Origin of the sequence: Desulfosarcina sp. BuS5 (assembly GCF_028752835.1) — a bacterium.
In the GTDB taxonomy this organism is placed as follows: domain Bacteria; phylum Desulfobacterota; class Desulfobacteria; order Desulfobacterales; family BuS5; genus BuS5.
Map to the genome: position 1 here is coordinate 545,518 of NZ_CP087952.1, position 13,433 is coordinate 558,950.

Sequence of the window (13,433 nt, forward strand, 5' to 3'; positions counted from 1 at the left end):
CTTTTGAAACCGGCTTATAATATAAAAAAAATCAACCAGTACGCTCCTGATCCAAAGTTAATCTCCGAAGCTGTTAATATAATCAGGAAAGGGGGCATTATAGCATTTCCCACAAAAGGTCTTTATGGGATTGGTGCGGATGCTTTTAACTTTAAAGCAGTTAAACGGATCTTTGATATAAAGCGGCGTCCATTAAATAAACCTGTTCTTGTGCTGATCAACGATTTGAAGGATTTAGACAAGCTTGTGGATCACGTTCCAAAGACTGCAAAATTAATAATAGATGCATTTTGGCCGGGTAATATAACAATTGTATTTAAGGCTAAAGAAGTGCTGCCGGAAAATCTTACCGCAGGTTCCGGCAAAATAGGCGTCCGTTTACCGGTACACAAGGTTTCGCGCGCACTTGTCGGTGGAATAAATGGACCGATAACCGGCACAAGCGCCAATATTTCAGGAAAAACGGGTTGTTCAAATATTGAAGATATGGATATATCAATAATAAACAAGGTGGATCTGATACTTGATGCAGGACATCTAAAAGGCGGTCCAGGTTCAAGCGTGATTGATGTTACCCTGGATCCGCCTCAAATTTTGCGGGAGGGTGAAATCTCGGGGAAAAAAATTTTAAATATTATTGACAACGGAGTAAGGCTATTTTATTGATAGCAGTTTATGTAATTGTATATTAAAAAATAATGCCGGAGTGGTGAAACTGGTAGACGCAGAGGACTCAAAATCCTCCGGGGGCAACTCCGTGTCGGTTCGATTCCGACCTCCGGTACCAAATAACAAGAAAGGGATATAATCATTTTGATTATACCCCTTTTTTATGAATTTTTTCCCGGTAAACCAACTCCTTTTCACTTTTTCCATGGAACATCTTCAGTGCCGACTATATGGTTACAGTATCGTGCAACTATAAATAGATAATCAGACAGCCGATTAATGTAAACAAGCACATTTTGAACATGTTCCGGAACCGTTGCGTTTCTGTCGGCAGTATCAGATTCCTGGAAAAGCCCTATCATTCGCCTTTCCGCTCTTCGGCATACAGTTCTGGCGATATGCGCCCATGCGGACGACATGTGCCCTCCGGGAAGAATAAAAGTCTTGAGCGGCGGCAGTTCGGCATCCATACGATCCATAGCCTCTTCAAGGGCTTTGCTTTTCTCTTCACCAATTTTTGTTAGAGATCCAAAGGAAGATGACCCCGGAGTAGTTGCAAGTATAGCTCCCACACCAAGCAAATCCGACTGGATCTGATAAAGTTCTTCAATAATTTTTTGTCCCGAATCAGGTCCTGAATCAGGTATTGATGCAGCCAATGCTCCCAGATAAGAGCTAAGCTCGTCAATATCGCCATAGGCATCCACGCGTTCATGGCTTTTTGCCACACGCTCACCGCTGAAAAGACTTGTCTTCCCCTTATCTCCACCGCCTGTATATACTTTCATATTTTTGCCCCTGTTTTTTATTGAAAAATTAATTTTTAGTTTAAAAGTCAAATTTTGCTATATTTTTCAACCGTTAACTGTGAACCGATAACCGTGAACGGTGACGATATTTCTTTATAAATTTTATCCTGTTCCATATCTTTACCTCTTTATTTCATTGCCAGTTATTCAAATTTATGCTTTTTTTAGGCTACCACCTTAAGCCGTGATACCTTGTAATCTCATATATAGATTGTCACATAAATAATTTCACTGCGTTATCGGTCGTCGGAGTATTACAATGCGCTTTCCTCCTTATGGCCTTGTGCTAAATTTAAAAATTGGTAATTATCTGACAATCTATAGTAAAATGGGCATTGCCCATCCTGCGAATTGTTCCGCTTTAAGTTGGCAACCCTTTCTTACTGTTACCAGATATAAATGCAATTCACATATAATTCAACAATAATTCAGGACAGTTCAATTTTTTTGCCCGATCATAGCACCGTTTCCAGTGCGATTCACGGCTGGGTTTGCAGTCTTAAAGATCTGTCCCTGCCGGATATTCCCTCCAATTGTAGAATCTATACACCCTATTTTCCAAAATTCACTGCAAATTCATCCAGATCAGCTTCGGTCAGCACGCCGCTTGAGAGTTCGTCTGCAAATCGAATAGGCAGCAAAGCGGGACATTATAATTTTATGCCATTTGTTAAAGAAGTTGTAGCTGATTATCCTTTGCTATCTTCTCCCCGCGCAATGACGATCTGCTTGCTGCTGATTGGCAAATATTTAACCTTTCGGCTATTTGCACTGTGGTCATGCCAAGCTCCCGATTTGCCCAATAACTCACCAAACTACGTGTTTTTACCGATATAGGTTGTTTACCTGACCTCAATACGTCCTCCGCCTTCATTCCCAAAGTCTCGCCTGCACACTTTACAACCATATCAAAATCATATCCTTTTGCCTCAAGAATGGGCACTGGTTCAGTTGAATAGGTGATTCAATTATATCAATAGGTTACAGCGGCTTATGGCAAACTAACATAATTGATGTAACGACTTGTTTTAACAGGCATAACGCGCAACTCCGTGTCTTTTTTACCTATTCAACTGAACCAGTGCGCCCAGACCAATGAGAACCGTAAATGTTAACATTTCACCAGCGCCCACCAGGTTCCCCCAATAACCATCATTTCAAAACTGTAAATATAAAAGGCGTCCCCAACCTCCCCCCTTTAAAAAAAACGTCTTGACGTAAAAACGTCATACCGCTATAATGTCCCAAAATATATGGAGGTGACATTATGGCAACACAAACTAAACGCTCCACCATCTACTTCGACCCCGAGTTGTATAAAGCGTTACGCCTTAAAGCCGTTGAAACATCTCGATCAGTATCTGCGATTGTAAATGAAGCCGTCAAAGAAGCCATTGCCGAAGATGCTGAGGATATTTTATTCTTTAATGAAAGAGCTGATGAGCCTTTGATCAGCTATGATGAAATGGTCAAGAGGCTCAAAAAAGATGGCCGGATATAGGGTGTTTTTCAGGAAATCCGTGGAGAAAGATTTTTCTATCATTCCGGAAAAGGATGTGAAGAGAATCCTCAATCGTATTAAAGCCCTTGAAAAAAATCCCCGACCTCCAGGCAGCGAAAAATTGACTGGACAAGAAAGGTATCGTCTGCGGCAGGGACGATACCGAATTGTCTATTCAATTCAGGATGATGAACTTACTGTGTGGGTTGTGAAAGTTGGTCATCGAAAAGATATTTATCGCTGAAGCGAACAATCGCATACACTCTGACACCCAAAGCCGAGCCGCTTTTTTCATTTGTGTATCACTTTATAAAAAGTAGTATTTACCAAGTCCTCATTAGCTTTGGGTGCAGGTGATGTGAGACGTTCGTCCCTTTAAGAAATGAGGCTTAAGAAATGGTACAATTCGAATGGGACCCTGCCAAAGCAACAATGAACTTGAGGAAGCACAGCATTGCTTTTCGAGAGGCTGCTACTGTCTTGAGGGACCCTATTTTTGATCCTGATCATTCTGATGAGGAAGATCGGCTCATAACCTTTGGATTCTCGACTGCAGGTAGGCTTCTGATGATAGCCCATACTGAGCGTAGAGAGAGAATCAGCATCATAAGTGCACGACGACTTACCCGTGCAGAGCGAGAGGCATATGAAGAAGAAATCCAAAGACGACAAAGGTGACGATCTTCGTCCTGAATACGATCTCCATGAATTGCTCAAGGATGGTGTACAAGGCAAATACGCAGACCGTTTCCAAGAAGGTACCAATTTGGTTCTATTGGACAGTGATGTAATGGAGACTTTTCCAAATGATAAGGCTGTAAACGAGGCCCTTCGTTTGGTAATTAAGTTGACAAAGCTGACAATGTCCGAAAAGAAGAGCGCACCACACAAAGGGGCATACTCTCCGACGTAAAAAAGGGCGAACCGGGTGCTTGAGAGGGACTGGGGGGAATTCGGAATTCACGAATTCATACCAGACTTCTTGTCTATTAAATCAAAAAAAGGCTTAAACATATCTATTGGAAAAGGGAAGATGATGGTGGTATTCTTCTCGGCCGACATTTCGCGCATGGTTTGAAGGTAGCGAAGCTGCAATGCCGTGGGATAATCCTGAATGATCTGTGCTGCTTTCGTCAGCCTGTCGGCTGCCTGGAATTCGCCCTCTGCATTGATCACCTTGGCACGCAGTTCCCGTTCCGCTTCCGCCTGCTTGGCCATTGAACGCTGCATTTCCTGGGGTAGGTCGATGTGTTTGATTTCTACGGTGGCCACCTTGATTCCCCAGGGATCGGTGTGGGTGTCGAGGATTTCCTGGAGCTCTGAATTGATTTTATCCCTCTTTGCCAGCAGTTCATCCAGTTCCGCCTGACCGCAGACGCTTCTTAAGGTCGTTTGGGCCAGCTGGGACATGGCATAGCTGTAATTCTCCACTTCAACGACGGCTTTGATCGGTTCAATGACACGGAAATAGATAACAGCGTTTACCTTTACGGAGACATTGTCTCTGGTAATAACATCCTGCGGATCCACATCCATGGCAACCAGGCGCATGCTCACCCTTACCATCCAGTCCACAACCGGGATCAGGATGATGAGGCCGGGACCTTTGGCCTTGATGACTCGACCCAGCCTGAATATCACACCCCGTTCATATTCGTTTAAAATTTTTATGGCCGCCCAAAGAAAAAGGATGATGGGAATCACTAAGATAAGATAGTACATGCTTCCTCCAATAAACTGTTGTTTGACAGCGCTAAAACGTTTTAAAAAAGGGCGGAAATCATCATTCCGCCGGTTTGACTTTTATAACAAGGTTTTCCACATTCATCACCTGTACTTTGGTTCCCACATGAATAGGAACATCGGAAACGGCATTCCAGAGCTCTCCATGTACAAATACCTTACCTTCCGGAGAGATCTTTTTTTTCACCACCCCTGTCTCGCCCACCAGTCCCTCTGCACCGGTTTTAGACTTTGATCGCTGGGATTTAAACACCAGGCCGGCAACAAAAACAAAAAATCCTGAAATGAGCATGATGGTCGGTAATAAAACCTGCCGGGACATACTCATACCCGAACTTCACTTTTTATACAGTATTAAAGATCCCAGAACGAGTGTGATGATTCCGGCGATGCTCAGCATGCCGTAACTTGTGATCTTTATTTCCAGAATGAAAAAGACAAGAGACAGGATGATCAAAAGAATACCGGCATAGTTCACCGGCAGAGTCTGAAAGGCGAAGAAGGCCAATATCAGCGAAGTTGATCCAACAACACCCGGAAATACTGCACCTGGATTGGCCAGTTCAAAATATAAACCCGCCAGGCCGATCATCATCAGAATATAGGCAATATTGGGATTACTGATAGCCTTTAAGATCTTGGTTCGGATGCTTTCCTTGATTTTTATGATGTTGACATGATCAAGGTGAAGCGTTCCCTTGTCTTTAACACTGCGGCCATTGATTTGCTTTATCAGATCGTCGAGATCTTCTGCCACGATGTCAATGATACCCGCCTTTAGTGCTTCAGACTCGGTTGCAGAAATGCTGTCCCGAATTGCCTTTTCCACCCAATCGACATTTTTTCCTCTTTTTTCCGCAATAGTTTTCCCATGGGCAACCATGTCGTTGATTATTTTTTCAGTGATTTTTTTATCTGCCGGCCGGCTACCGATACTTACCGGATGGGCGGCCCCGATAGTTGTCCCGGGGGCCATGGCGGCAATGTCGGCAGACATGGTGATCATAACCCCGGCTGAGGCGGCTCTGTCGCCACTTGGTGCCACATAGACGATCACCGGAACCTTGCACCCCAATATGGAAATTACAATTTTTCGCATCGATTCGGCAAGGCCTCCGGGTGTATCCAGTTGAATGATAATTCCGGCGGCATTGTTTTGTGATGCCTGTTTCAATGCATTAACAAGGAAATCCGATATCCCCGGGGTAATAGCGTCTGAAACAACGATAAGGTACATTTCATCCTGTTCGGCCGGGCAGTCACCAGAACTCAATGCAAGAAAGACAGATATGAATAATAAAAATGGCAAATATTTCATAAAAATTATTAAATCATAAAACCTCTGCCTCTGGCAGAGGCCCCAAAGAGATTTGACCGTTTTGGTAGAATGGTGGGCAGGGCCCACCCTATGCATTCTCCCGCTTTAAGCTGGTAGCCAATTTCTTTGCAGATCAGCTTCAGTCAGCACGCTGCTTGAGAGCCCATCTGCAAATCTGGACCAGGTCCGATTATCTATTAAATATCCAGATTTAAAGAGTAAAACTTGACTGTCTCCCGTATCTTGTATATTTTATTCATATTTGTAGTGTTTTATGCGCAGGATGAAAAATTTTCGAAAAAGTTTGCTGGCGTTAAAATTTTAAAGAGTTTTCAGGAGGTAGCAGCATGAAAAAAGTATTCGTTTTAGGACTTATTATAGTATTTGCCGTGTGTGCATCTGGTTTTGCTATTGCTGACAATGCAAATACGCTTAAAGCAAATGAGAAAAAAGCCTGGGAAAATGCGTGTACGGTTTTCCCGGCAGAACATCGGCTAAATGTTCAACAATTCAAAGAACTTTACGATAGGGTCATGGCCGGGCAGGAAGATGCCTATCTGGTTGATCTTAGAACCCACCCTGAATTTTATGCCGCTCACATCCCCGGCACGGAACATATCCATGCAGGTCATATGTACACTTTTCCCAAAAAAATCAAAAATAAAGACGCCAAAATTGTCCTGTGGTGCAGAACACACAAACGCGGGGCTTACGTTGGGGAAAGGCTGGCTCAATATGGTTACACCAATCTGTGGTGGTATAAAGATGGCATCGTGGGATGGATCAAAGCAGGGTATCCTCTTTGTAATCAGTTTATGGGGCTATTCAAAGTGACTGAATATCATAAATATTTTAGCGGGAAATACAAAGAAGGGCCTAAAAAAGGTCAAGAGAAAGATCCATACCGCATTCGTGAATTTCATCCCTACTGATACCATGGGAATCAGTACTCCACCACACTGAATCGGAAAACCGGCACGTTAAAAGGCCTCCGATCAAATTGGGGATATATTCAGACATCATAGAAATTGGACGGTAAGGGGTTGATCAAATTTTTACATATAAAAATTTATATATTCAGAAATATTATGTGCTATGCGAATTGCAATTTACGGTAAGGGCGGTATAGGAAAATCTACAATAACAGCCAATCTTGCAGCGGCGCTGGCTGAGAGAGGAAAACGTGTGTTGCAGATCGGCTGCGACCCTAAACACGATTCAACCCGGCTGCTGCTGAACGGCAAGAGGGTTATGACTGCGCTCGATTACCTGCGGGATGTGCCCCCCGTGATGCAGCGTCTGTCCGAAGTTCTTCACACGGGATATAAAGGTGTTGTATGCGCTGAGGCCGGCGGCCCCGAGCCCGGGGTCGGTTGCGCAGGCCGGGGAATATTAAGCACCTTTGCTTTTTTTGAAAGGCTGGGGCTTAAAACAGAAGATTTTGATGTTATCCTGTACGATGTTCTCGGAGATGTGGTTTGCGGCGGTTTTGCCGTTCCCCTTAGAAAAGGATTTGCAGAGATAGTCTATATAGTTACTTCTGAAGAATTCATGTCGATTTATGCTGCAAACAATATTTTACGCGGAGTTCAAAATTTTGATGAATCACCGTACAGAATTGCGGGACTTATTTTAAACAGCAGGGGCGAAGCAGAGGATCAAAAAAAAGTATACAGATTTTCCAAAGCTGCCCGGCTCCCTGTAAAATATACTATTCAGCGCAGCAGTCTTTTTCGTAAAGCGGAAGAACTTGACAAAACCGTTGTTGAGGCTTTTCCTGAATCCTCGGAAACTAAATTATTTCAAACAATGGCCAGAGGGTTTTTTGATGATAACAAGCTCTTCCCTGCTCTTCCGCTTGAAGAGGAGGCTCTGGAACGTATTGTTTTGAAAGGAGAGCAGCCCGATAAGGATAAAAAGATTGTTCATCATGTCTCTGGAATAAAAAGCAAGGAAAAAGAGAAGCCGGGTGCTCCATCTGCTTCAGATCAGGAAAACAGATTACCTGCATCCACATTTCTCTCTAAAAGTATGCTCTGCCGTGAACCGCTGCACGGATGCGCATTTACAGGCGCCATCTGCACCACCACACAGATAAACGGCAGCATCTCAGTGGCCCATGGCCCCCGCAGTTGTTCGCAGATAGCCTGCCAGACTATTCTGGCGGGTGGTTTGAGAGCATTATATCAAAAGAATGTTATTATCCCTGAACAGTTGTTCCCCTCCATGCTAAGTTCCGATATGAATGAAAACGTAGTAATATATGGAGGGATGGACGATCTGACGGAAAAACTCCGGCAGGCCGTTGCAGCCAAACCCCAGGCGGTATTTGTGCTTACGACTTGTCCTGCCGGTGTTATCGGCGATGATGCTGAGTCTGCCATCCGGATTATATCGGCCGAACATCCTGAAATACCGGTAATTCCTGTTACTACGGACGGAAATATCCGGGGGGACTATATGCAGGGGGTGCTTAATGCCTGCATGGAAGGGGCTGGTTCGTTCATCGATCCCTGCTGCAAGCCGGAATATGATCTTGTTAATATTATCGCTGAAAAAAATATAGCCAACAATGCGGAAACAAACTTTGCCGTGATTTCAAACCTGCTTAATGAACTCGGGATAAGTGTAAACTGCAGGTTCGTGCGCCGGACATCTATTGAAGCATTACGGGGTTTTTTAAAAGGCCGGTTAAATCTGCCTGCCTTTAATGATCATTTCGGCCGGGTGCTGATTAATTTTCTACAAGAGCGCTTTCAGATCTCCTTTGCACAAAATGCTTTTCCGGTGGGTTTTTATGAGAGTGAACGCTGGCTGAATGAAATAGCGGTTTTTTTCGAAAAGGAGACTGAAGCCGAAAGAGTTATCGGTCTTTTCAGGAAAGAGTACCGGGAAAGGATGGAACCTTTCAGAAAAGCCCTGGAGGGAAAGCGTATTATGATAATTACCTACATTCATGATACGGACTGGATCCTGGAGACTGCTTTTGATATGGGAATGGAGGTTGTAAAAGTCTGTATACTTAATTACTCTCAGGATAACCTTTTTCGTACGCGCTATCCGGGCAGGTTTGAGGTCGAGACAAATTATCCTCCTCAAAAAAGGGATGATGACCTGCGTCGTCTGAAGCCTAATCTGCTGCTCTGTAATTATACTCCCCAGGATCTGCCGTTGGCGCTGCATGCCGACACTATACCGTTATGCCCGGATGTGGGGTTCTACGGAGGCCTGGCCTTTGCCGGGCGATGGGCTGCCTTGCTGAAGTCACCTGTTAAAGAGGGCTGGAAATATGAATCTGAAAAATTTGCCTGAAATTATACCTGACGGCTTTACAGGCGCAATTATGGCCATTGAGGGGATTAAGGATGCGGCTGTTCTTCTTAACGGCCCCACCGGCTGTAAGTTTTATCACGGCGCAGTGGCAGACTGTCAGTTGCCGAGAGTCGATTCTTTAGATCCGCTTTATTATTCCGAAGAATTCTATTTTGGACAGCCCAGGGTGCCGGCGACATATCTTGATGATCATGATTATGTGTTCGGCGCGACTGACAAACTGGAAAAGATTCTGCCGGTTGTGGCTCAAAAAGGTCATTCTTTGGTTGCAGTGGTAAATTCTCCCGGGGCTGCGCTGATAGGAGACGACCTTGAACGTTTTATTGCCCGGGCAGGACTGCCGGTTCCCTGTATTGCCATTGAAAGCGCCGGGTTTTCAGATAGTTTTGCAACCGGTTTTCAGAGGGCGGTGATTCAGGCTCTTGAATTGCTCAATCCGCAACCTGCCGGCGTTGAGCAAAAAAGCGTTAATCTGGTTGGTTTGTCGATTTTTCATCGGCACTGGCAGGGAAATCTTGATGAACTATGCTATCTTTTAAAATTATGCGGAATCAAGGTTGTTACAGCATTATGCGCCGGAAGCAGAGTTGAGGAACTGCAAAACCTCGGCTCGGCGGAATACAATCTGGTGGTTCACGGTGAATTTGCAGATCAGATTACAAGATTTTTAAAAGAGCGTTTCGGACAGGAGTCTATCATCCCTGAAAATGGAGCCCCCCTCGGTTTTGATGCAACCGAAGCATGGATCAGAAAAGTTTGCCGCGTGACAGGTGCGGATTCTTCTCCGGCTTTGAGAGTGATCGCTGCAGCCCGTAAACAGAGCTGTGAAATATTAAGTCGTTTTAATTCCTTGACAGGCCTGCCCAAAGGCGCGACATTTGCTGTTAACACAGATCCTTCGATGGCGCTTCCTCTTACAAAGTGGCTCTATTCCTGGCTGGGAATGGTTCCGGTTTCAGTAGCTACAGGTGATTCGGATAATGATTACGCGGCCGGGCTGCAAAAATTTCTTTTAGATATAGACTGCATGGAGGCCTGGAATATGGATGCTGCCAAAGCGGCGCCGGATGTGGCGTTCGGCAGTGAATTTTTTATTTCCCGTTTGAGGTTACGCGGACTGCCGGTAATCGGAATCGACATCTCGCTTCCCGGAAACGGTTATATAGACTTTATTCAAAAAAGTCTGCTGGGAGCCCGGGGCGCCTTGTACCTTCTGGAAAAAATTATCAATGAACTATAGCGAATTCAGGGGACACCATACCTATTTCTTCGGTTTTCGCCCCGGTTTTTTAAGTTTTAGCTTCACACCCAACGATTTTTCCAATTTTTCAATAAATTGGATATTCGGCCGGTTGGCCGACCGGTTCTCTCATGTTTTTGCAATCGACTCCGCATTTTTGCTGCAATACTTTCCGACAAAAATTGAGCCCAATTCTTATTTACCAATTGAATTAAGGATTGTGTTTTCGCAAAGCTTATCTTCGCCACCATTAGTATGAGCGAAAGCACTGCTCCATGTCCAATGCGTTGGATCTTTTACAAGCTTTGCCCTGACTGGATTCATTTCAATATAATGGGCAGATGCCAACAAATGAACTTCATCCAAAACATAAGAAGCAAATCTCCCTTGCCACAAATGTCCCTTCCAGCCTTCACGAAAATTGATCATTCGCGAATACCGCCTATGAGCCTCTCCAATTGCAAGCATTAACGATTCTTTGGTTTCAGGGACAGCAATTAAATGGACGTTATTAGGCATCAGCTATAGCATCAGGCAGTAGGACCATATTTCTACTCCACGGGCATCGCACCATTCCTTCATCAAATAGATATAGGCAATATAGTCCTTATCAGAAAAAAGGTTTGTAGCCGTCTGTTCCCTCTTTGAGTGATATGATGTGGCATCCCCGGTGCCACTATTCTTGCCACAGCCTTTCAGAGGATAATTGCAATTTATAGCCAACAATAAATAGGTATGGTGTCCCCCGAATTTCCCGTTAATCCTTATCAACCCAGAAACACTGTAAGAATATCTTTCCGCGCATCGACATTCTGGATTGTGACTTTAACAAGGGCCTCCGGCTTTAAGTTTTCCATCCCGGATCGTGACAAATTACATTCCAGCATATACTCCGGAATCAGTATTTGATAATGATCCCTGCGTTTATATAATATAATGGCATCTTCTTTTTGACCGATTCTGTTTTCAAGATATTTCAGCAGCCAGTACCGCACGCGATTCCGTTGAACCATGATCGCACTATGCATTGGTTCGGCAAGCATGTTAATCGTTGTATCCATCTCTTCTTGGGAATATGGTTCCTCCAGACCGAGAACGGCACGTATCTGCCGCTGTGTTGCAAGATCAAAATATTTCCTGATCGGTGATGTGGCTGTTACATAAGAGCTCAATCCAAGTCCGGAATGATGCCCCGGTTTACTGTCCAGAACAAAACGATTCAGCAGCCTGCGTTGCATACAGTTTTGGAAAAGCGTACCATCATCCCACTGGTAAAGACGTTCTTTCGGCCCTGGCTGGGATCTGAAAATTGCCGGCATTGAGTTTTTAGACAAGAATCCGGACATAATCCAGTTAGCCATTATCATTATTTCAGCAACCAGCATCCTGGCCGGGCTTTCCCGGTTAATTCGGCATACATTAATTTCACCGGTCTCATCTATCCAGACGTTGATGTTAGGTAGAGAAATCTGAACGGCTCCGTTCTTTATTCTGAACTGACGAAATTTTTTTGCGATCTCATAAAGAATGGTTATATCCCTGTTTTCATTTATCATCAGGTTTGCGTTATAATATGTGAGCTGATGTTCGACCCTGATAATACTATGGATAATTTCATAATCTATAATTTCATAAAACCTGCTTAAATTGACCATAATGCTTATAGCCGGACGTATTCCCCCCTCCTTTAGGCTGCAAAGATTTTCGGCCAGACATGCCGGCAGCATGGGGATTATCTGATCCGGCATATAAATGGAGCTTCCCCGTGCAAGGGCTTCCTGATCAACCGCGTCGCCTTTTTTTATGAAATACCCGATATCTATAATATGAATGCCCAGACGATAATGGTCATCAAGCTTCTCTATGCTCAAGGCATCATCAAAGTCCATGGTAGCCCTGCCGTCGATGGTTATAACCGGAAGGTCGGTAAGGTCTTTGCGCCCGTTATTATAAGATAATGGAAGGGAAAGATTAGAGGAATGCGCTGCAACTTTGTTTGAAAAAGTTACCGAAACACCTGATTTGTAAAGATCGATATTTTCGTTTTCATTGAGTGCGCCGGCTTTTACAAGAAGCCTGAAGCTTTCAGCTAAATTAATGTTTGCTTTTTTAAAAATATCTTTACATAGAGAATAGTCTTTGCTCTCCTTTTCAAAAATAACAACCGATTTAATTATATCAATAATTTCCCGGGCGTCATCATTCATTTCTTCCGGGTGATAATTATTTTTTTCCGAACCGGATACCCGTTTTACCCATTCACTCCCTTTTTCTATGATAAGCCTTCTTCGTTCTTCCTCTTTGAGGTGCTCAAGATTTCGCTCTACCTGCTCCTCAGAGTGCGGGAAAAACCGATCATGATCAAATTTAAAATAGAGCCTGTTATAAAAAAATGCCCTGACAACCGATGATTCATGGTCACCATCAGTGGTTCCTGAAAAACAGAAAGCCGTCATTGTTTCAACATCTATCCATTCCTGCTCTGTGTTAAGTATTTCCCATACCTCTTTTATGTCTATATCATGCGCCAGTTTTTTCCTATATGCTGATATTTCACGCAGAGCGTTGATCAGATTATCCCTTCCTGAAGAGAGATTAAGACTTTTTTTAGATTTATGCAGCAAGCGGTTTGTGGAAAGATTAACTTCACGGTTGGTCTCTGTCAGTAGCCTGAGCCGGTTGCCCTTTACCTCCATGACAACCGCGCAGAGTATCTTCTGTCGGTCTATATATTCTACAATATCATTTGGTTCCATAATTAATTATATAACAATCAGCATGGTGAAAGTCAAACTGCTCCTTTTTATTCAGCGGGAAGCA

The 13,433-nt window shown here is 43.9% G+C and carries 15 protein-coding genes and 1 tRNA gene; 10 read left to right on the plus strand and 6 right to left on the minus strand.

Annotated features, from left to right (window positions below):
- The first annotated feature begins 3 nt into the window (after positions 1–3).
- Entirely contained in the window at positions 4–666 is a 663-nt protein-coding gene (locus BuS5_RS02620; protein WP_051375322.1) for an L-threonylcarbamoyladenylate synthase, read from the plus strand.
- A 34-nt stretch (positions 667–700) separates the two neighbouring features.
- Positions 701–787: transfer RNA gene (locus tag BuS5_RS02625), tRNA-Leu, on the plus strand.
- A gap of 76 nt (positions 788–863) precedes the next feature.
- On the opposite strand, the gene BuS5_RS02630 is transcribed toward BuS5_RS02625, so the two are convergent.
- The gene (locus BuS5_RS02630) at positions 864–1,457 is read right to left on the minus strand and encodes a cob(I)yrinic acid a,c-diamide adenosyltransferase (protein WP_027355288.1); all 594 of its coding nucleotides are present in this window, start codon (positions 1,455–1,457) and stop codon (positions 864–866) included.
- A gap of 468 nt (positions 1,458–1,925) precedes the next feature.
- Here BuS5_RS02630 and BuS5_RS02635 point away from each other — a divergent pair, with 468 nt between their 5' ends.
- The 5 genes from BuS5_RS02635 (at position 1,926) to BuS5_RS02655 (ending at position 3,892) form a co-directional block, all read left to right on the plus strand.
- The gene (locus BuS5_RS02635) at positions 1,926–2,315 is read left to right on the plus strand and encodes a hypothetical protein (RefSeq protein ID WP_274427986.1); all 390 of its coding nucleotides are present in this window, start codon (positions 1,926–1,928) and stop codon (positions 2,313–2,315) included.
- A gap of 430 nt (positions 2,316–2,745) precedes the next feature.
- Entirely contained in the window at positions 2,746–2,979 is a 234-nt protein-coding gene (locus BuS5_RS02640; protein WP_027355290.1) for a hypothetical protein, read from the plus strand.
- Positions 2,966–3,223, plus strand: a complete 258-nt coding sequence (locus BuS5_RS02645) for a type II toxin-antitoxin system RelE family toxin (RefSeq protein ID WP_027355291.1) — start codon at positions 2,966–2,968, stop codon at positions 3,221–3,223. The genes BuS5_RS02640 and BuS5_RS02645 overlap by 14 nt, the downstream gene beginning before the upstream one ends.
- 152 nt (positions 3,224–3,375) lie before the next feature.
- Positions 3,376–3,657 carry a BrnT family toxin gene (locus BuS5_RS02650; protein WP_027355292.1) on the plus strand — a complete coding sequence of 94 codons (282 nt, stop codon included), beginning with the start codon at positions 3,376–3,378 and terminating at the stop codon, positions 3,655–3,657.
- A complete protein-coding gene (locus BuS5_RS02655) occupies positions 3,626–3,892 on the plus strand; it encodes a hypothetical protein (protein WP_027355293.1) in 267 nt (88 codons plus the stop codon). Before BuS5_RS02650 ends, BuS5_RS02655 begins: the two co-directional genes overlap by 32 nt.
- Positions 3,893–3,939: 47 nt before the next feature.
- Here the strand turns inward: BuS5_RS02655 and BuS5_RS02660 are convergent, their stop codons facing one another.
- The 3 genes from BuS5_RS02660 to BuS5_RS02670 form a co-directional block, all read right to left on the minus strand.
- On the minus strand, positions 3,940–4,701 hold the full coding sequence (locus BuS5_RS02660) for a slipin family protein (protein WP_027355294.1): 762 nt from the start codon (positions 4,699–4,701) through the stop codon (positions 3,940–3,942).
- A gap of 61 nt (positions 4,702–4,762) precedes the next feature.
- Positions 4,763–5,014, minus strand: coding sequence for an NfeD family protein (locus BuS5_RS02665; RefSeq protein WP_274427987.1), 252 nt, complete (start codon positions 5,012–5,014; stop codon positions 4,763–4,765).
- A 45-nt stretch (positions 5,015–5,059) separates the two neighbouring features.
- Complete coding sequence (locus BuS5_RS02670; RefSeq protein WP_198012358.1) at positions 5,060–6,040, minus strand: NfeD family protein; 981 nt, start codon at positions 6,038–6,040, stop codon at positions 5,060–5,062.
- A gap of 347 nt (positions 6,041–6,387) precedes the next feature.
- On the opposite strand from BuS5_RS02670, the gene BuS5_RS02675 reads away from it, so the two are divergent.
- The 3 genes from BuS5_RS02675 (at position 6,388) to BuS5_RS02685 (ending at position 10,613) form a co-directional block, all read left to right on the plus strand.
- The gene (locus BuS5_RS02675) at positions 6,388–6,972 is read left to right on the plus strand and encodes a rhodanese-like domain-containing protein (RefSeq protein WP_051375325.1); all 585 of its coding nucleotides are present in this window, start codon (positions 6,388–6,390) and stop codon (positions 6,970–6,972) included.
- Positions 6,973–7,135: 163 nt separating this feature from the next.
- Positions 7,136–9,352 carry a nitrogenase component 1 gene (locus BuS5_RS02680; RefSeq protein WP_027355295.1) on the plus strand — a complete coding sequence of 739 codons (2,217 nt, stop codon included), beginning with the start codon at positions 7,136–7,138 and terminating at the stop codon, positions 9,350–9,352.
- Positions 9,330–10,613, plus strand: coding sequence for a nitrogenase component 1 (locus BuS5_RS02685; RefSeq protein ID WP_027355296.1), 1,284 nt, complete (start codon positions 9,330–9,332; stop codon positions 10,611–10,613). Before BuS5_RS02680 ends, BuS5_RS02685 begins: the two co-directional genes overlap by 23 nt.
- Positions 10,614–10,808: 195 nt before the next feature.
- On the opposite strand, the gene BuS5_RS02690 is transcribed toward BuS5_RS02685, so the two are convergent.
- Positions 10,809–11,132 carry a transposase gene (locus BuS5_RS02690; RefSeq protein WP_274427988.1) on the minus strand — a complete coding sequence of 108 codons (324 nt, stop codon included), beginning with the start codon at positions 11,130–11,132 and terminating at the stop codon, positions 10,809–10,811.
- Positions 11,133–11,380: 248 nt separating this feature from the next.
- A complete protein-coding gene (locus tag BuS5_RS02695; protein ID WP_027355297.1) occupies positions 11,381–13,369 on the minus strand; it encodes a ribonuclease catalytic domain-containing protein in 1,989 nt (662 codons plus the stop codon).
- Between the last annotated feature and the right edge of the window lie 64 nt (positions 13,370–13,433).